General features: G+C 37.6%; 19 protein-coding genes. 12 read left to right on the top strand and 7 right to left on the bottom strand.

Features of this window, described 5'->3' with window-relative positions; translation table 11 throughout:
- The first annotated feature begins 357 nt into the window (after nt 1-357).
- Nucleotides 358-1452 (top strand): hypothetical protein, encoded by a 1095-nt coding sequence (locus ACM26V_RS03865; RefSeq protein WP_416150138.1) that lies wholly within the window; start codon nt 358-360, stop codon nt 1450-1452.
- 113 nt (nt 1453-1565) lie between these two features.
- Here ACM26V_RS03865 and ACM26V_RS03870 read toward each other — a convergent pair whose 3' ends face one another.
- Nucleotides 1566-1712 carry a hypothetical protein gene (locus tag ACM26V_RS03870; RefSeq protein ID WP_416150139.1) on the bottom strand — a complete coding sequence of 49 codons (147 nt, stop codon included), beginning with the start codon at nt 1710-1712 and terminating at the stop codon, nt 1566-1568.
- 476 nt (nt 1713-2188) lie between these two features.
- On the opposite strand from ACM26V_RS03870, the gene ACM26V_RS03875 reads away from it, so the two are divergent.
- The gene (locus ACM26V_RS03875; protein ID WP_416150140.1) at nt 2189-2899 is read left to right on the top strand and encodes a M23 family metallopeptidase; all 711 of its coding nucleotides are present in this window, start codon (nt 2189-2191) and stop codon (nt 2897-2899) included.
- A gap of 109 nt (nt 2900-3008) precedes the next feature.
- Here the strand turns inward: ACM26V_RS03875 and ACM26V_RS03880 are convergent, their stop codons facing one another.
- On the bottom strand, nt 3009-3236 hold the full coding sequence (locus ACM26V_RS03880; RefSeq protein WP_416150141.1) for a hypothetical protein: 228 nt from the start codon (nt 3234-3236) through the stop codon (nt 3009-3011).
- A 130-nt stretch (nt 3237-3366) separates the two neighbouring features.
- Nucleotides 3367-4206, bottom strand: coding sequence for an aminoglycoside phosphotransferase family protein (locus tag ACM26V_RS03885; RefSeq protein ID WP_416150142.1), 840 nt, complete (start codon nt 4204-4206; stop codon nt 3367-3369).
- Nucleotides 4207-4498: 292 nt separating this feature from the next.
- Here ACM26V_RS03885 and ACM26V_RS03890 point away from each other — a divergent pair, with 292 nt between their 5' ends.
- From ACM26V_RS03890 to ACM26V_RS03910, 5 genes are all read left to right on the top strand, one after another.
- Nucleotides 4499-5866, top strand: coding sequence for a transposase (locus ACM26V_RS03890; RefSeq protein ID WP_416148356.1), 1368 nt, complete (start codon nt 4499-4501; stop codon nt 5864-5866).
- A gap of 332 nt (nt 5867-6198) precedes the next feature.
- A complete protein-coding gene (locus ACM26V_RS03895) occupies nt 6199-6651 on the top strand; it encodes an AraC family transcriptional regulator (protein ID WP_416150143.1) in 453 nt (150 codons plus the stop codon).
- 466 nt (nt 6652-7117) lie between these two features.
- On the top strand, nt 7118-8071 hold the full coding sequence (locus ACM26V_RS03900) for a tRNA dihydrouridine synthase (protein ID WP_416151783.1): 954 nt from the start codon (nt 7118-7120) through the stop codon (nt 8069-8071).
- Nucleotides 8072-8275: 204 nt separating this feature from the next.
- Nucleotides 8276-8689 carry an RrF2 family transcriptional regulator gene (locus ACM26V_RS03905; RefSeq protein WP_416150144.1) on the top strand — a complete coding sequence of 138 codons (414 nt, stop codon included), beginning with the start codon at nt 8276-8278 and terminating at the stop codon, nt 8687-8689.
- A gap of 27 nt (nt 8690-8716) precedes the next feature.
- A complete protein-coding gene (locus ACM26V_RS03910; protein WP_416150145.1) occupies nt 8717-9637 on the top strand; it encodes an NAD(P)/FAD-dependent oxidoreductase in 921 nt (306 codons plus the stop codon).
- Between the two features lie 509 nt (nt 9638-10146).
- On the opposite strand, the gene ACM26V_RS03915 is transcribed toward ACM26V_RS03910, so the two are convergent.
- From ACM26V_RS03915 to ACM26V_RS03930, 4 genes are all read right to left on the bottom strand, one after another.
- A complete protein-coding gene (locus ACM26V_RS03915) occupies nt 10147-10353 on the bottom strand; it encodes a helix-turn-helix transcriptional regulator (protein ID WP_416150146.1) in 207 nt (68 codons plus the stop codon).
- The gene (locus ACM26V_RS03920; RefSeq protein ID WP_416150147.1) at nt 10353-10748 is read right to left on the bottom strand and encodes a hypothetical protein; all 396 of its coding nucleotides are present in this window, start codon (nt 10746-10748) and stop codon (nt 10353-10355) included. Before ACM26V_RS03920 ends, ACM26V_RS03915 begins: the two co-directional genes overlap by 1 nt.
- Nucleotides 10749-10947: 199 nt before the next feature.
- Nucleotides 10948-11115 (bottom strand): hypothetical protein, encoded by a 168-nt coding sequence (locus ACM26V_RS03925; RefSeq protein ID WP_416150148.1) that lies wholly within the window; start codon nt 11113-11115, stop codon nt 10948-10950.
- A gap of 28 nt (nt 11116-11143) precedes the next feature.
- A complete protein-coding gene (locus tag ACM26V_RS03930) occupies nt 11144-11773 on the bottom strand; it encodes a TlpA family protein disulfide reductase (RefSeq protein WP_416150149.1) in 630 nt (209 codons plus the stop codon).
- A gap of 507 nt (nt 11774-12280) precedes the next feature.
- Between ACM26V_RS03930 and ACM26V_RS03935 the strand changes: the two genes are divergently transcribed.
- The 5 genes from ACM26V_RS03935 to ACM26V_RS03955 all read left to right on the top strand — a co-directional run bounded on the left by ACM26V_RS03935 (nt 12281) and on the right by ACM26V_RS03955 (nt 17387).
- Nucleotides 12281-13012, top strand: a complete 732-nt coding sequence (locus ACM26V_RS03935) for a potassium channel family protein (RefSeq protein WP_416150150.1) — start codon at nt 12281-12283, stop codon at nt 13010-13012.
- A 354-nt stretch (nt 13013-13366) separates the two neighbouring features.
- Nucleotides 13367-14437, top strand: coding sequence for an ABC transporter substrate-binding protein (locus ACM26V_RS03940; RefSeq protein WP_416150151.1), 1071 nt, complete (start codon nt 13367-13369; stop codon nt 14435-14437).
- The gene (locus tag ACM26V_RS03945) at nt 14434-15486 is read left to right on the top strand and encodes a FecCD family ABC transporter permease (RefSeq protein ID WP_416150152.1); all 1053 of its coding nucleotides are present in this window, start codon (nt 14434-14436) and stop codon (nt 15484-15486) included. The genes ACM26V_RS03940 and ACM26V_RS03945 overlap by 4 nt, the downstream gene beginning before the upstream one ends.
- Nucleotides 15483-16523: a FecCD family ABC transporter permease gene (locus tag ACM26V_RS03950; RefSeq protein ID WP_416150153.1), complete on the top strand. Its 1041-nt coding sequence runs from the start codon at nt 15483-15485 to the stop codon at nt 16521-16523. Before ACM26V_RS03945 ends, ACM26V_RS03950 begins: the two co-directional genes overlap by 4 nt.
- A gap of 21 nt (nt 16524-16544) precedes the next feature.
- A complete protein-coding gene (locus tag ACM26V_RS03955) occupies nt 16545-17387 on the top strand; it encodes an ABC transporter ATP-binding protein (RefSeq protein WP_416150154.1) in 843 nt (280 codons plus the stop codon).
- Nucleotides 17388-17397 lie beyond the last annotated feature (10 nt).

Genomic DNA, 17397 nt, shown 5'->3' on the forward strand with positions numbered 1-17397 from the left:
GTAAGGCGAAATAATAAAAAGTAAGGATTAGTGAGCTTTTCTGCTATATGTGATGTGTGAGTTGTACGTTATGCGAGGCAAAGAGTATAACATACAACAGAAGAAGGAAGCCCTTGGACGTTAAGCGAAATTAATGCAACAAGAAAAGATAGATTTTAAGATCTTGTCTACAAATAAGACCTCACATTAATTTGTGAGGTCTTATTTGTGTTTACAGCGATTCTGAATCGAGTATACCAACTTCTAAAGGAAGAAGGTTAAGTAAAATGTAAAAAGATAGCCACATTTATAACTGGTTAAATTTGTTAAAATAAATGTAAGGTTATCCATATATTTATAGAACAAGGAGTGGATGAAATGGAAACAAATCCAATAAGTCTGAGTAACAAAACGGTAATTATTCCTTTTAGTTTTTCCAATACACCCCTAAAAAAACTTGCACTGATAAACTTCGAGAAAAACCCAGATAGCGAATATCTTGCCTTAGAGCCACAGTACTTTGAGGATAAGAATTTCGGTAAAGCTTTCCGTGTTATCGCTTATCGACGTGATGGCTATGTGGATGTGTATGATGATGAAAATTTGACGGATGACAAAGACGATACCTTTGATGTAACTGGGAAAGGCTTATGTGAGAGCAAAAAAGTAGTGATGAAAAATACTCGTTTTGAAAAAGTGAATGGCAACGTTTTTATATCCTTTCAGTTTATAGATAAGTATGGTAGAGAAATAGTTGCTACTATTAAAGAGCAGACATCGAAAAAGACGAATGGCTTACAGCTACTTGCTCCTGTAGGATCAAGTACGGAAAACCCTTCGTATCTCCCATTATTTTTCCTTTATGATTTTGATTTTGTTCGAAAACAACATACAAAAGTAGATGTAACCATTGATGGGAAAACAGTTACACCAGATAATTTCCCATACCCTTTAGCTAAAGATTTTCAGGTCCGCTATTACACACGCTACAGCGACGATTGTCAAATTATTGAGTTTGCCAACGCAACAAGTGGGATCCTTCAAGAATATACTCCTGATGCGAACGGCACCTTCGTTCGTAATTCATTGGAGCATACATTTGCTGATGATCGCGCTCTGCTAAAAGTAGTTTTAAAAAATACGAACCATCCTTTCACTATGGAGTTTACTAGTGGGTTCCCAGACGTTCGCAGTCGTGAGGATCTTTCAAATTATACGGATACATTTAAACTAAGTGCTGGTGATACGATGGGATTTGTTGCAGGGGAATACACGGTGAAAAGAGAAGTTCATAATGTACACATTGAATTAGTTCCTAGTGGTGGATGGACACCAGTTCCAGACTCACTTTTCACAAAAATGATGTTTGGCAAAAAATCACTTTTTTGCACCTGGCCAAAAACATATAAATATATCCAAACAATTAACATAAACACGTTAGAATCAACATCACACTGGGAGAGAATGAAGTAAGTGATGCCTTAACATCAACAGGACGATTGATTTGTGCACAACAGTCGTTTGTTGAAGAACAAAATGATGTAGGAAGGCTTTTGTTGGTACAATTATTCATATGTTACTTACAGTTATTTCTTTTCGTTGTTATGATCGTTTTTTGATATGATTTCTTCTAGTAATTCAATTTGTTTATCTTGCCTTTTAATTATTTTCTCGGATACCTTTGCTCCAACAATAAAAACTAGGACAAAAAATATTAATAAAGCTATTTCCATTGAGATCACCATCCATTAATATAAGTCAATCTGTAAATAAATGATAACATATTTATTAAACTATCCAAACCTATCCTAATTGTATGTGATGAATCAGAAAATATCATTTTCCCCAGATACCCATCTTAAATTGAAGGATTTTCCATCTCCTATGTTGAAGTAATAATTGAAATAATAAAATCAAGAGATTTTTTGAGCTGATATTATCGTGATTTACTAATCATGTAAGGGGAAGTGATCGAGATGAGTAAGGTAAAGCAATATGCTGGTGGAACTAACTTGAGGCTTTAATGACAGAAATTTTTCCACATCGTGTGGCGAAGTAGTTTTCAAAAATAATTGAAAATCGATATAGATTCTGACAGTATAATCAATTCTTCTGAGGGGCTGCCTTTGTGATATGGAATTACCTATATAATTTATAAGAAATAACTTTAGCAACTTTGATTGTTGCTAGGATAGGAATGGTGTTTAGCATGTATGATAATGAAGCATCTGTGTCAAGTCATGGTAGTGGTCCTAGCGTGATTGGATCTCTACCTTTTGCGGGTAGGTGGTTAGTAGGTTCTACTCCAGCAAAACGGATACCGAGTCATGGTACAGATATGTTTGGGGTAGGTTATGCAATTGACTTTATTGCAGTGGACGAACAGAATCGAACAAGTTCATCAACAAGTTGGCGTACACTTTTAGGTACCGAGTCTCCTGAAATATTCTACGCATTTGGTATGCCAGTAGTCTCACCTGTTTCTGGAAAAGTAGTCAGCGTTCATAATGGTGAACCTGATCATGAAGCACGGCGGTCATATTTTACATTAATACCATATATGATGGGGCAAGGCGGTAGAATTCGGAGGGGACCGGGAACAATTGCTGGAAATTACGTAATCATTGCACCAGACAATTCTGATGTATTTATTGCTATCGTTCACCTACAGTTGGATTCACTTGTAGTGGAAGAAGGGCAGTGTATGTCAGAAGGGCAACATATCGCGAATTGTGGCAATTCTGGAAACTCAACTCAACCTCATATCCATATTCAAGCAATGACTAGTACAGACTTTTCTATTACCAAAGGCGTCCCATTATACTTCCGTGAATTTTCCCAGTGGAACAAAGGAGCAAGTGAGCCAATGACTCGTGAGAATGCTTTCCCGGATGCTGACACTGTTGTCAGTCCTGAGTAAGTTTGTAGTGCCTTTTTTAGGTGTTCTCTCTTCAATAGCAACTAACCAGGACGATTCATTTTCCAGTAACATGCGTTTGTTGAAGAACAAAATGATGTAGGAACCATCCCTATCTTGGTTCCTTTAAGTAAGATTTAACTATTTTTTCCGACAAAAATGCAGTTAATGGAATAATAGCGATCAAGTAAATTAAAATAGTCATGATATTCGTTATATCTAGCCATGTCACAGGGATATTAGTAAAAATAAGTTCCTTAAAAATGAATCTATAAATATAAGAATTTATCACTAGTAGGATGATAAAGAATGTTGAAAATAAGACTACTCTTTTGTCCATTCAAATCTCCTTTCTTGATCTATTCTCCCTCTTTATATTAACATAATTCGCCATTTTACTCCCATAAGAATTAGCTGAACTTGCAACTCACTTTATCACTAACGCTCGCCTGCTAATTTTGAAGCACAGACTACAATTTCGACCTAATTTCATTTAGAAGAATCCTCTTTTCTTCCTCGCTGATTGCATCCGCACATAGTTTGCGAGCAGCTACTGGCACAATCCACTCATCGATCTCTTCATATGTAATTCCAGATAATTTACAATATTCCTCACAAAAAATACTGACAATCTTTTCTCTTATAGAATCGAAAGCTTTAACCGCAAAGGAAGGGAGCTGTTCAGGTAAAATCGCGTATCGAATCATAAGAATATACTCAGCTACATCCGCTTCTGGATTGCCAATGGAGGCAGTCAACCAATCAATGAAAACAGCTTTTTCATCAGAAATTAAGATATTCCCAGGATTGGGATCACCGTGACATAACTTACTCTTCATCGGCAAGTGTTGCAGTCGTTTTATTACCTCGTCTTTTTCTGACGAAGATAAATATGGGGGTTTCAGGATGGAATGTATCAATATTTCTCTTTGCGGTTGTAAGTGGAGGTTACTTATACGATGTACATCATTAAGCAATCGAGCGGTAGTATGAATAGAGTCCTTGTTGAAATCGCCGTTCGCTGCCATCCCTTGAGATTGTAACATTTGGTGTAGAAACCGTTCCAGCAACGATACTCCATGGATACGCTCGAATACAATAGCTGGACTCCCATCCACCTCTATAAACTCAAGTGGACGAACGGCTGGCAGACCATGTTCCCAAACAATCAGAGTGCTGGCAAACTCCTTTCTCATTTCTTTAAAACTCGTATTTGCTTTACCAATTTTCACAATTTGATGTGGTCCGCCCCATTCAAAAACTTCCGAGTATCCGCCTTCTCCAATCTTCTTACCAATCATAGAATTCATAGCTAATTACTCCTTTTATATGTATTGGAACCACGCACTTCTCATTTTCAATATTATTAACATAATTTACCATCTCATGCTCAAAAAATGAGCTGCAATAGCAACTTAATTTTTTTACTAATGCAACCTGTTAGTTCATTATGAAAACCTATAATTTTACTTATTTGAGTCAATTTCATAATTCAGAGCCCTTGTGGCCCAAGAGATTTAAGAAACAAAAAAAGGAGTACCTCCCCAACTGTCGAATTTAGTAAGTAGCGAACAAACTAATTTGACTGGAGGGAAGACTCCTATGTCCATTTTACGACAAGAGAGCCTACTAAGTATAGATGTTTTATACGATTTAGAACCTACCCAACGTTACGATGAGTTATTTTCAACACTGACCACCGGTCCTATTGTACTCATGGTGCTCAAAAAATCACGTTTGGGTCGCCCTGTAAAGCTGAATTATCCAGCGATGATCCAATCGTTGATCATTCGTTATGTGGAAAGAATTAGTGAAGTAAAACTCTTAGTTAAACGCCTGAAAGATGACATTCAGTTTAAAAGAGATTGCGGATTTGGTGTGGCAGACGCAATTCCTTCGGAAGCTTCTTACTCCCGCATGGTAAGTGAGATTAAAGCTTCTTCTGTACTGAAAGATATCAACCATCAACTCGTCCATGAAGCTATAGATGATGGGTATATTTCGGACTTCAATGTGGCCATTGATGCGACACATATCGAAGCGAAAGATAAAGCCCCTTCCAAAGAAAAGAAAGATGATACACCGAAACCCGAGCCGAAAAAACGCGGCCGTAAAAACAAGGAAGAACAATCGGCATGGCTCAAAGAAAAAGAAGAATTTGAAGCTTCTCTTCCGGTTTATAAAAAGAAAATCGAAGATCAATTGGACATACCTTTTGACAACCTTGAAGATGAGATCCCTCTCGGTCCAGAATGGGGCATCAAAAAGAACAGTGACGGTAAAAATGTTTTTTGGTATGGCTTCAAGGGTCATATCGCCGTTGAAACAAAGAGTCAATTTATTCTCGAATCTCTCATGTCTAGCGGTAACTTAAATGATGGTAAAGCTGCGATTCCGTTATTAAAGGGCATTCAAACGCATTTTCCTCATTTTCAGATGAAACACGTGACGATGGATGCTGGCTATGATTATCCAGCTATCTATGAACAGGTTCATCGGATGAAAGGCTATTCGATTATAGCTTATAATAAGCGGAATGAACCGGAGCCACTTGGCTTTGATAAACACTTTGCCCCAACCTGTGTGAGAGAACATTCTTACCGATATGACAGCTTTGATAAGAAGTACCAAACATTAAAATTTACCCAACCAAAAGAATGTGGAGAGTGTCCACTCGCTCATGACTCGCTATGTCAAAAGGTCTTTAAGATAAAAATGGATACAGACTTGCGGAAATATAGTGCTCCAGCAAGAGGTACTGAATCATGGAAGACGATCTATAAAGAACGAAGTTCCTCTGAACGAGTGATTGCGTATCTAAAAGAACAATTTCAACTAAACAATATACGATACCGAACAGGAGAAAGAGCGAAAGTTCATTTTGACTTTACTACACTTGTTTACAATGCCATGAAACTCGCAGGATTACGACTGAAAACAAAGAGAAGCCAAGGACAGAAAGCTGCTTAAAGGTATACAAAATTTTTGATCGTTGATGTTGAAAATCTGTGAGACGCCTGCAGGAAAAGCAATAGCTGAAGATCCATCGGGGCGGTTTCCCCCGATTAGCTGAAGCATTGCCTGCGGCAAGCGAGCAAGTTTTCAACTATCAACACTAGCTTTTAAAGTGACGATTTTTTAAAAGAGTACTTTTGATATTCTGCGCTTCTGACTTTATTCAGAAAATGCATTATGAAATTGACTCATTTTAATAAATTTTAAAAATTAAAGTGTATATATTTTTATAGCGTGCTACATTCGGTATGTATCAAATAAAACTAGATAAGAAAGGAAGAAAAATAATGAAATTTAAAGTAGAAACAATTCAGAAGCATCGTATTGCTTTTATTCGACGAGTTGGTCAATATGGGCCTGCCAATATTAAAGTAATGGAGAAGTTAAAAAGATGGGCTAAGGAAAAAAATCTTCTTGAATCTGCAATTTTATTTGCAGTTCCACTAGATAATCCAGAAACAACACTTCCTGATAACTGTAGATTTGATGCTTGCATTGTCATTCAAAATGATTATCAAGTGGATGATTCAGTTCTTGAAGGGGAACTTTCTGGTGGGAAGTATCTTATCTATGAAGTAAAACATACAGCAGATGATATTCAAAGAGCATATGCAGAAATTTTTCAATCATTACAGAATAGTCAATACAAAATCGATAACAGACCAATTATGGAAAAATACATTGGAGATATGATTAGTAATCCTTATTGCGAAATATGTGTACCTATTAAACCGTCATAGCATTGAATAAAAAATAGATTATGAAGAACAAGATGCTTTTAAATGGTGATTACTACTTGTTCTTCTTTTATTAGTTAAACGTATGAGGCATTGAAGAAAACTGCCGGTTAGTTTAAGAACATAACTTCACAAACTCTAGATTTGTGGTGCCCCCAGAGCTTTAAAGTATAGGGATCTAGGTACTTTTTTCTTTTAAAACTTCCGATTAAGATCCATCCTCTATGATTCTAGATAGTGTTGCTATTTTTTTGCACTTTAATTTGTTAATATTACATGGTATAAATATAAAAGAAGCAGGGGATATCTTTGCTTTTTATTTTACTTTAAGTTAAACATTGATAAAGGACTAAAGTATAAAAAAAACTAAGGCTTTCGCCGGGACTTGGCGATAAGCCAAGTTTTTCTAATTGGTGTGGACATCACGGTTTGTCCAGATGTCCGATAATGAGAGGATTTGAATGTGACTATGACAGAAAATTTTTGGCGTGATTTACCACGGCCATTTTTTATATTGGCACCAATGGAAGATGTAACAGATGTAGTTTTCCGCCATGTAGTAAGTGAAGCAGCTAAACCTGATGTGTTTTTTACAGAATTTGCAAACACGGACAGTTATTGTCATCCAAAGGGGCACCAAAGTGTTCGTGGCCGTTTAGCTTTTACAGAAGATGAACAACCAATTGTCGCCCATATATGGGGGGATAAACCCGAACATTTTCGCCAAATGAGTATTGGGATGGCAGAAGAAGGTTTTCGTGGTGTGGATATCAATATGGGATGTCCAGTACCCAATGTCGCAGCAGATGGGAAGGGATGCGGTCTTATCCGTCGCCCAGAAGTTGCAGCTGATTTGATACAAGCAGCAAAAGCAGGGGGATTGCCTGTAAGTGTGAAGACAAGGCTTGGTTACACGGCTGTAGAGGAATGGCACGACTGGCTTACTCACTTATTCAGGCAAGACATCGTTAATCTTTCTATTCATCTGCGTACGAAAAAGGAAATGAGCGACTTTGATGCTCATTGGGAACTGATTCCGGAGATTAAGAAACTCCGTGATCGTCTCGCACCAGATACACTATTGACAATCAATGGCGATATTCCTGACCGTCAAACTGGCTTGGAGCTTGTTCGTAAATACGGTGTTGATGGGGTGATGATTGGGCGTGGTATTTTTAAAAATCCATTTGCCTTTGAAAAACAAGCGAAAGAGCATAGTAGTGAGGAATTTCTAGATCTCTTAAGGCAACATCTTGACCTACATGATCACTATTCAAAGGAATTTGAAGCTCGTCCATTTAAAACGCTTCATCGTTTTTTTAAGATATATGTCCGTGAGTTTCCAGGAGCGAGTGGATTAAGAAATCAATTGATGAACACAAAATCAACCGATGAAGTCCGTACTTTGCTTAATAACTTCTAGGAAGCGCGGGACGGTTCTCGCGCTTCTTTCGATAGTCGAAATAAAAAATAAAAGGTTCCTGCCCAAAATGCGGTATAACTTTAGAGTACCGGGGGACAGGAATCTTTTCTTTTCTGTTGACTTATTTCTCCATTAGTGATAAATTCATCTACATTAAAGACAATAAGAATCTCTAATATCTTTTTTAAAGTTAGGTGGTTATTTATGAAGTATTCAAACGCGACAAATTACGGCCTGCATACGATGGTCCATTTAATGTTACAGCCTATGGGGAGCACGGTGGGAGTTCAAGAACTAGCCGAAATGCAACAACTTTCCCCGACGTATTTATCAAAGATATTAACGAAGCTCACAAAAGCGGGCTTAATAGAGTCGACTCCTGGTGCGAAAGGAGGTTATAAAGTATCCAGAACGAGACATGAGATTTCCTTTCTGGATGTGATCAAAGCGATTGAAGGCGACACAAACTTGTTCGATTGCTCTATTCACCGCGAAGGTTGTTTGATTGAAAACGTCATGAGAGAGGCAGAAGCAAATATGAAAGAAGAACTTGCTTCGAAGCTTCTGATCGATATTGCAAAGCAGGTGGAGTTCCAACAGAAAGAAGAAAAAGAATAATTTTATATTTGAAAAGGAGTGAATAAGATGATGCTAGAATGTGCTGTTATTGGCGGGGGACCCGCGGGGCTTAACGCTGCTTTGGTACTTGGAAGGTCAAGGCGCAAAATGATCATGTTTGATGACAATAAACCGAGAAACGCGGTAACCTCAGAGTCGCACGGATTTATTACACGGGACGGTATTCACCCACAGGAGTTCAAAAGAATCGCCGAGGAAGAATTAAGCAAGTACCCGGGCGTCACTATCGAAAAACAACGGGTTCTCCAAATAAATAAGGAAAATCACTTGTTTCAAGTGAAGACAGAAAATGGTGACGTATACTTTGCGAGAAAGATCATTCTCGCAACCGGCTTTAAGGAAGTCCTTCCGGATATCTCGCGTGTAAAAGAGTTCTACGGAAAAAGCCTGTTCAGCTGCCCCTTCTGCGATGGCTGGGAATTAAGGGACCGGTCGCTGGCAGTTATCGCAAATAATCAGAAGGCGTTCCATATGGCGAAAATGGTGTCGAATTGGACGAACGATTTAATTGTCTGTACTAACGGCAGTAATGCACTTTCGCTGGAGGAACAACAATTGTTGAAAAGCAAAGGAATCAACATTAATGAAAAGAAGATTGCTTCTGTGGTAGGTGAAGCTGGAATTCTTGAAAAGATTCAGTTTGATGATGGATCGGCTGTGCTTCGGGAAGGAGGGTTTATTACGGCGGAATGGGTGCAGGCAGCTACTTTTGAGTCTTCCCTCGGATACACATTAAACGAGCAGGGCGGAATTGAAACAGATAATTGGCAGCGCACGAATGTGGAAGGCGTGTTTGCTTGCGGAGATTCACGAATTCCTGGTCCTTCGCAATTAATTATCGCAGCGGCGGAAGGGAGCATGGCTGCGATGGCTGTAAATGCTGCGCTAATTGAAGAAAAATTTAACGGAAATAAAGAGCAGTCTTAATTAGTAGCTCTACGAAAAGGGAAATAGAATTCCTGGCAGATTCTTTATATGTGCTCGTCGCGCAGAAAACAAAGAAACCATTTATTTTTGTGCTCTTTATAGATATTGCGTGTCTATAAAGTATCTATTAATTTATGTTACCTGAATAAGGGGGAGACATTGGGACAACGCACCACAGGCCCCGAAAGTGTCGGGGCCTGTGAACTTTTCCCTGTGTCCAGGTTACAAGGACGAGTTTGTTGAATAAATTCTTGAAACACATTTCTTTTAATTTCGTTCCATTCTGTATGAAAAATACTTATATTGGGTAACGGTATACTTTGAAACAAGACCCTGTTCCGTCATGATAAGGCCAATTCTACGCCGTTATGAGTAGTTAATATGAAGCAGTTTTGCTTGAAAAAATTATTAGAAATTACAATTAAGATAAATACTCCTATTTGAATTGAGGATATCTTTCCTTTTTTTCTTCTTAAACATTTTCCTTACACTTTCCAAAAATCGAGGGTTTATTCAAAATCACTATCTTCAAAAATAAATAAATCTTCTACAGTTATGTGAAACTTGTGAGCAATTTTAATTGCAAGTTTTAAGGATGGATTATATTCACCTTTTTCTAAAAAACTAATCGTTTCTCTTCTTACACCAACTGCTTTTGCAAGCTCTAATTGAGTCAAATTATGCTTTGCTCTATATTCCTTAATCTTTGTCTTCATTATTCTAAGCCTTTCTTGTTCTTGGTAATGATCCAAGATATAAATAAGGTTGAACCCATCCCAATTAATCCTAATAACAAAATATCATCTTTAGTGAAGTATTTTTGAAAAGCGAGTAAACCAATCCAAATATATAAGGAATAAAAGTATGCTGTTCCTGCTGAATGTAACTTAATTTTTCTAGAACGTTCATCTTCAAATGAGATTCCCTGTTTTAGTTCAGACAAAATTCGTTTTAAAATTATTGATATAAATCCAATAAAACTTACTAATCCAATTAATAAAAGTGATGCTGATAAACTGTCATTGTTTCGAAATAAATAAACAATTTGATATAACATTCCAATCACTACACCGAGAGAAATAACTGCTAACCCAAATAACTTAATGTTCATAATCACTCACCATCCTGTGTTAGAAATATATAACTTTATATTAGAAATATATAACAAATTGTAGGATATGTCAAACCTAATTTACATAAAATAAAGTAAAACATTTAAAAACTATATGGACAGAGGGATCTGTCCCTCTGTCCATAGTAAACGTAAAATAACACCTACTATTGAGGTAGGTGTTATTTTACGTTTACCTTTAAACTCCAAACATAGTTACCGCAGCTTTTAAAATAAGGCCAACTCCGAAAAACATAAGGAAAAACCTTAATAAAAAAAATAGATACCCACTTCTATATCTTACAAAAAGAATAAAACTACCTGTTACTAAAACAATACCTAAAGCTAAAATGAATAAAAAATCCATATATAGTCAACTCCTTACAAAATTAGCATTAATTCGAATATCTATCTCTTGCATCTGCTATCAGTTGATACATTTCTTCGGATTGAAAGTAACCAATTCTTATATCGCTAATTCTTCCTTCTGGGTCAATAATGAAAGTGGTAGGTGTGGAATGTAAATTGTATTTTTCTTCAAATTGTTTACTATGATCTACTCCTGTAGGAAAAGGAATATTAAAATCTTCAATCACAGCATACACATCATCTAAATTTCTTTCAAGACCAGTAATATTTATACTTAATATAGATATATCTGCATTTTTATTATTTTCATGAAAATCAATAAGATCAGGTAATTTCTTTAGACATGGGCTACACCATGAAGTCCAAAAATTTATAATTAAAAACTCTCCTTTAAAATCAGAAATTTCCAGACTTTCTCCATCCCATGTTTCTACTTCTAAATCATGAGCAAATTTACCTGGAACAGAACCAGCACTATCAACTTCTTTATAGATGCTTTCCTCTTCAATTAAATCTATGCCGTCATTATCTAAGTAGTTGGCTAATAATTCTTCATTATTATTTCCCCTGTAGTAGTTATCATAAATAGTAAAAAAAATAGCTGCAAATGCTACCAGCAAAATAATAATACTGATTACTTTTCTTTTATATAACATGCTTACCTCCTTGCTAATTCAACTGCTATTAAGAAATTAAAGCCTATGGTGAGATTGACCTAAATTGGAAGTAGTCATTGAGGCTCAAGAATATCATTTTAAAATTTTTTGAAGGTACCTTTCATTCGGATAATATTGCTTAATTTTAGCATAAAATACCAGTAAATGGTTTTATTAGGGGGATTTAATTTATGGGTCATAAAGTTCGGATCATTTGTAAAAATCAAGATGGAATAGCAGAACGTTGAACAAGCTTAGGGGAATTTTGAATATTGGTGGAAGTGAGATTCAGAGTATTTTGTTTTTGGAGAAGGTAGGAGTATTAGCTTTGAACGATGTATGGCGAATTGTGATAGAAGATTTATGATGGGGACGTTTTGTTTCAGTTAAGTTCAAAAAATAGTCATTATTATTTGTATGGTTGAAAGGAATATCCTCACTTTTTGTAGAAATATATGAATGGACAAAGTATCTAGTCTGAATGAAGATTGAAAGGAAGCGAATGTATTGAAAAAGCTAGTTGTGGCATATGAAATAGTTTTGTTCTCCTTAGCATTAATATCAATTTTTATTATTTGGTCAGACAACCAGGCAATATTAATGCTAGATCGTATTGTACTGTTCATTTTCATTTTAGACGTTGCCGTAAGAACTATAAGAGCTGAGAATAAGTGGGAGTATATAAAACAGAATCCTTTTGATTTTATTGCTATTATTCCGTTTGATGCGATATTCCAGTTAGCGAGATTTGTAAGGTTATTCCGCGTAATGAGAATGGTTTTAATAGGGAAGAAATTTATGCAACCAATTTTCGTGATTCTAAACACAAATGGATTAGATAAAGTTCTTGGAATTACAACAGGATTAATCTTTGCTTCATCAGTTCCAATTCATTTTTTTGAGACATCTGTTGAAACATACCAAGATGCTCTATGGTGGTCCCTTGTAACGGCAACCACGGTTGGCTACGGAGATATATCTCCAGAAACAGGAATCGGGCGAATGGTTGCAGTCGTATTAATGTTTGTTGGAATTGGTATGATCGGGATGGTAACAGGGTCTATTGCAACATTTTTCATAAAAAATGAGGATGAAACGAATTCAACCACAACCATTAAGTATCTAAAGGGCGAAATGGAAAAGCTAGATCAATTATCGTCTAGCGAAATTGAGAATGTCATTGTCATCTTAGAAAAATATCGAAATGAGAAGCTACCACTTGAAGTAAAGAAAGAATAAGTACAATGAAAAAACAATGAGGCAGTACACAGGTTCACTGTCCCTGTGAACCATGAAAATCAAGTTGGAAAAGTAGAATATTGAACGAGCATAGGGGAGCCTTTGAATCTTGATGGAAGAGAGATTCAAAGGTTTTTTGGTTTTGGAGCAGATGGGAAAGTGACAAGGGACCTGTCCCCAAATATAGGATTGACAAACTAAATGATAACAATTATCATTGATACTGATAATCATTATCAGTAATTTTTTAGAATTAATATGCTACGTGGCGTATCAAAATCAAAAGCAAGAGGACGTGATAGTACGAGAGGATGGAAGGACTATATTTTTTAAAAAATTAGGAGGAATACATAAATGAAAGCAATGCTCAAAGGTATTATTCTATTCATGTTAGTTGTATTAGTCGCATGTGGCGACAATGAAGAAACAGCAGAAGATTCACTCGAAATGACGAATAAGGAGTCAACTTCAACTGAGAATGATGAAGGAATAGATGAGGAGAACAATAACGAAGAGAAAAGCTTGTATCCATTAACGATGACGGATGCCTCAGGTAAGGAGCATACCTTTAATGAAGTACCTAAAATTGGATGTCATTGGATGGGTTGTGCGGAAATTTTAGCAGACATAGGTGTTATCCCACATGCATCGTCTGCCACGGAAGATATATTAACAACTGCCATGGCTTTTCCAGATGGGCCTCCTGAACATCAAATACGTGATGGTGAGGATGCGGAGGAATGGGCAGCTACTGAAGTTGATGTGATTTTCAAGCGAGGTCCAGCTTCTCCTGATGATGATGCTCTAGAGGTAGCGGCGCCAGTATTTTACTTACATGGCTTCAATTCATCGGAGTTAAGAGGTCTAGATGAGTACTATGCAAATTATCAGATTATGGGAGAGATTGTTGGAAAACAAGATGAAGCAGAACAGGCTATTAAAAGATTTGAGAACATCGTTGAAAACTTGAGTGAAAAATCAGAAGGCGATCTTACGGATACCCAAATCACCATACAATTTGGACATGCCACTGATAACTATTATCTACTGAACTCAGATCAAATTTTTTGCGAGATTATTAGTGAAAATGGATTAGGGCAATGTATTGATACAGGAATAGAGGACACTTCAGGGATTGTTGGAGGAGAAATAAACGCAGAAGCTGTCTTGGAGCTTGATCCGGATTGGATTGTCTACATGGGTGACGTTGAAGAACGTGAAGATGTCATTTGGCAAAGGCTGTCAGCAGTGACCGATGGCAATATGTACGAAGCAGATGGAAATCGCTATTATTGTTGCAGTTTAAGAGGAATGACACATGCACTTCAGGAATATGGACATTATATTGTCAATTCAGAGATCCCCCATCCAGGAGATGGATGGGAGTTCAATCCTTTAAATAGTCCATTAATTAATAAAGAATGATAGATGTTTTAAAGAAAAAAGTGAATAATACATTCACTTTACTTTCGACACAACCACTTATCCGTATTGTTCTTGTATTGTTATTTACCATCGGTCTGATTGTTATTTGGAATCTCACGAGAGGTGCTCCTAATGTTCCACTTCTAGATTTATGGAATGCTTTGTTTGCAACGGATTCCGAAAATACGGCACATTTTCTAATTAATGAACTCCGTTTACCGAGAATGTTACTCGTCATTTGTTGTGGAGGTGCTTTGGGAATAGCGGGTGTATTACTTCAGGATTCTTTAAGAAATCCATTGGCCGATCCCGGTTTGTTGGGGGTGTCTCAAGGTGCATCGTTTATTGTCGCCTTTTCTTTCATTTATCCTGAGTTGATGCCGAATATACCGCTTCCGATTCTGTGTTTAATCTCCGGCTCTTTGGCAGGAATTGCAGTATTGTTATTGAGCGGAATGAATCGCAGTTCGATTAGAGTGATCATATGTGGCGCAATTGTTTCGTCTTTTATAGGTACTTTTACAACCGCACTCGTATTACTGGCACCTCCGGATAAATCTGTGGGTCTTGCTGGATACTTTCGTTTTGTGATTGGCTCTGCATCCGGTTCAAGTTGGAATGATTTAATCATGCTAGCCCCTTGGTTGATTGTTGGATTAAGCTTGGCATTTTTAAGCGGCAGAGCATTGAATCTATTACAGCTTGGAGATGACCATGCGACTGGTATGGGACTAAACCCTTTTCGAATTCGAATGTTCTTGTTACTTATTGCAATGATCTTAATTTCTCCAGTTATCGCGACTATCGGACCAGTGTCATTTATTGCTTTATTTGCACCGCATATAGCTCGAGGTATGCTTCGCAGTAGTGATTCACGCAAAATTCTGCTACTTTCCTTCCTATTTGGTGTGGTGCTTCTGACGATCGCAGATACCATTGGTAGATTACTATTTTTCCCTGCAGAAGTTCCTGCCGGGGTCTGGACAATCTTGATTATCGGACCTTGCGCCATTGCCGTTGTGGGTCGAACTAGGGGGAATCGAGCATGAGGAGAAAACGAAGCGTTATTTTGATAATTACTTTGTTTTTCCTTTGTACCATTTTAATAGGGATTTCAATTATGACTAGTTTTAGTGGGATGTCGATGACACCTGCTCGATTCTTTAAATTACTGACTGTTACCGAAGAAGCATCAAATCTGGAGCATGTCATCATGAATACACGTTGGCCAAGGGCACTCATGGCTATGGGCGTTGGTGTTGTATTAGCAATCGCTGGTGTTTTACTACAAGCTTTGTTTCGCAATCCCTTGGCAAGCCCTGAAATTACCGGGGTGACTCAAGGCGCAGTCACTGCTGCCGTAGTATGGATTTCATTTGGCCCAGCTATGAATACCCAATGGATATCGTATACTTTACCAGTTATTTCCTCTATTGGGGGTTTGATTGCAGGACTGGTAACTTGGTTTCTAAGTCAAAGGAATGGAAAGTCTAATTCTTTACGTTTGATCATGATGGGTGTTCTCGTTGGAGGAATTCTTAGTGCCGTAACCTCTGTAACTCTACTCCTCGGAGGAGAAAATACTCAAGCACTAGTTTCGTGGCTTGTCGGTTCGCTTTCATTCATTACGTGGACTCAATTCAATTTATTTGCTATTGCTGTACTAATTTCAATTCCATTGATATTCATTGCGATTCCCAAAGCGAATTTATTACACCTTGGAGAGGATGTTGCGGCAGGAATGGGGGAAGGAAGCAATCGCGCTAAAATCATCGTATTAATAGCAGCAGTTTTATTAACCTCATCGGCAGTTAGTATTGTTGGAGGAATCGGATTTGTTGGGCTCGTCGCACCTCATTTGGTTAGACCGTTTGTAGGCAGTGACTTAAGAAGACTGGTTCCAACAGCTGCTTTAACAGGTGGGTTCATGGTTTTATTCGCTGATTTTGTTGCCCGTAACTTTCATCCCAAGATCGTTGGAGATCTATTGGGGATCTCATTTCAATCGACCACTTTACCCGTAGGTATATATCTTGCTTTATTGGGATCCCCATTCTTTTTGTATATATTTTTGAAAAAAAGGTGATTTGCTTAGGAGGTTCATGTAATGAAAGATAGATCTTATCAAGATATAGCTTTGGAAGGACAAAATCTTTCGGCAACTTATGGAGAAAAAACTGCGTTGCATCATGTAGATTTGAAAGTGATGAAAGGAGCGATTACTGCCCTGGTTGGACGTAATGGCTCTGGAAAATCTACCTTGCTCAAAGTTTGCAGCAGGTTGCTCGAACGAAGCGGTGGTTCGATAATAATCGAAGGGGCAGATCTTTTCAGCTATTCTTCCCGCGAGATTGCCAAAAAATTGGCCATTTTGCCACAAGGCCCATCTGCACCTCCGTATTTGTCAGTCAAAGAGCTTGTTGAACAAGGAAGGTATCCTCAAGTAGGTGCCCTTCGTATGCTGAAATATCAGGATCATGAAGCGGTTGACAAAGCTATTGAGCGTGTTGGACTCACAGCATTAAAGGATCGAGATGTTGATACATTATCAGGCGGGGAACGTCAGAGAGCGTGGTTAGCTCTGGCCCTTGCACAAGAAACTTCGATTCTAGCATTGGATGAGCCTACAACCTTTCTTGACATTGGTCATCAATACGAGGTGCTTGAGCTTATAAAAAGATTGAACTTGGAACATCAAATTACAGTATTAATGGTTGTGCATGATTTAAACCATGCGGCTTCCTTTTCAGACCATATGGTGGTACTCGAGGAGGGGAAAGTGGTTGCTTCAGGAGAACCTTGGAATATTATGACGCCTGATTTATTGTTAAAAGTGTTCGGAGTAAACGCTTCAGTCATCAAGGATACAGTAACTAATCGACCATTAATTGTTACACACGGTTCTTCTTCATATGAGGATTTGGAAAAGAAAGAAGCAGTATTACGTTAGTCCGCAATAA

Source organism: Salipaludibacillus sp. HK11, assembly GCF_047795645.1.
Classification (GTDB): Bacteria; Bacillota; Bacilli; order Bacillales; family Salisediminibacteriaceae; genus Salipaludibacillus.

Bases quoted from the DNA above. Each gene is read 5' to 3' on its own strand.
- ACM26V_RS03865 (WP_416150138.1), top strand. From the start codon at position 358: ATGGAAACAAATCCAATAAGTCTGAGTAACAAAACGGTAATTATTCCT.
- ACM26V_RS03870 (WP_416150139.1), bottom strand. From the start codon at position 1,712: ATGGAAATAGCTTTATTAATATTTTTTGTCCTAGTTTTTATTGTTGGA.
- ACM26V_RS03875 (WP_416150140.1), top strand. From the start codon at position 2,189: ATGTATGATAATGAAGCATCTGTGTCAAGTCATGGTAGTGGTCCTAGC.
- ACM26V_RS03880 (WP_416150141.1), bottom strand. From the start codon at position 3,236: ATGGACAAAAGAGTAGTCTTATTTTCAACATTCTTTATCATCCTACTA.
- ACM26V_RS03885 (WP_416150142.1), bottom strand. From the start codon at position 4,206: ATGAATTCTATGATTGGTAAGAAGATTGGAGAAGGCGGATACTCGGAA.
- ACM26V_RS03890 (WP_416148356.1), top strand. From the start codon at position 4,499: ATGTCCATTTTACGACAAGAGAGCCTACTAAGTATAGATGTTTTATAC.
- ACM26V_RS03895 (WP_416150143.1), top strand. From the start codon at position 6,199: ATGAAATTTAAAGTAGAAACAATTCAGAAGCATCGTATTGCTTTTATT.
- ACM26V_RS03900 (WP_416151783.1), top strand. From the start codon at position 7,118: ATGACAGAAAATTTTTGGCGTGATTTACCACGGCCATTTTTTATATTG.
- ACM26V_RS03905 (WP_416150144.1), top strand. From the start codon at position 8,276: ATGAAGTATTCAAACGCGACAAATTACGGCCTGCATACGATGGTCCAT.
- ACM26V_RS03910 (WP_416150145.1), top strand. From the start codon at position 8,717: ATGATGCTAGAATGTGCTGTTATTGGCGGGGGACCCGCGGGGCTTAAC.
- ACM26V_RS03915 (WP_416150146.1), bottom strand. From the start codon at position 10,353: ATGAAGACAAAGATTAAGGAATATAGAGCAAAGCATAATTTGACTCAA.
- ACM26V_RS03920 (WP_416150147.1), bottom strand. From the start codon at position 10,748: ATGAACATTAAGTTATTTGGGTTAGCAGTTATTTCTCTCGGTGTAGTG.
- ACM26V_RS03925 (WP_416150148.1), bottom strand. From the start codon at position 11,115: ATGGATTTTTTATTCATTTTAGCTTTAGGTATTGTTTTAGTAACAGGT.
- ACM26V_RS03930 (WP_416150149.1), bottom strand. From the start codon at position 11,773: ATGTTATATAAAAGAAAAGTAATCAGTATTATTATTTTGCTGGTAGCA.
- ACM26V_RS03940 (WP_416150151.1), top strand. From the start codon at position 13,367: ATGAAAGCAATGCTCAAAGGTATTATTCTATTCATGTTAGTTGTATTA.
- ACM26V_RS03945 (WP_416150152.1), top strand. From the start codon at position 14,434: ATGATAGATGTTTTAAAGAAAAAAGTGAATAATACATTCACTTTACTT.
- ACM26V_RS03950 (WP_416150153.1), top strand. From the start codon at position 15,483: ATGAGGAGAAAACGAAGCGTTATTTTGATAATTACTTTGTTTTTCCTT.
- ACM26V_RS03955 (WP_416150154.1), top strand. From the start codon at position 16,545: ATGAAAGATAGATCTTATCAAGATATAGCTTTGGAAGGACAAAATCTT.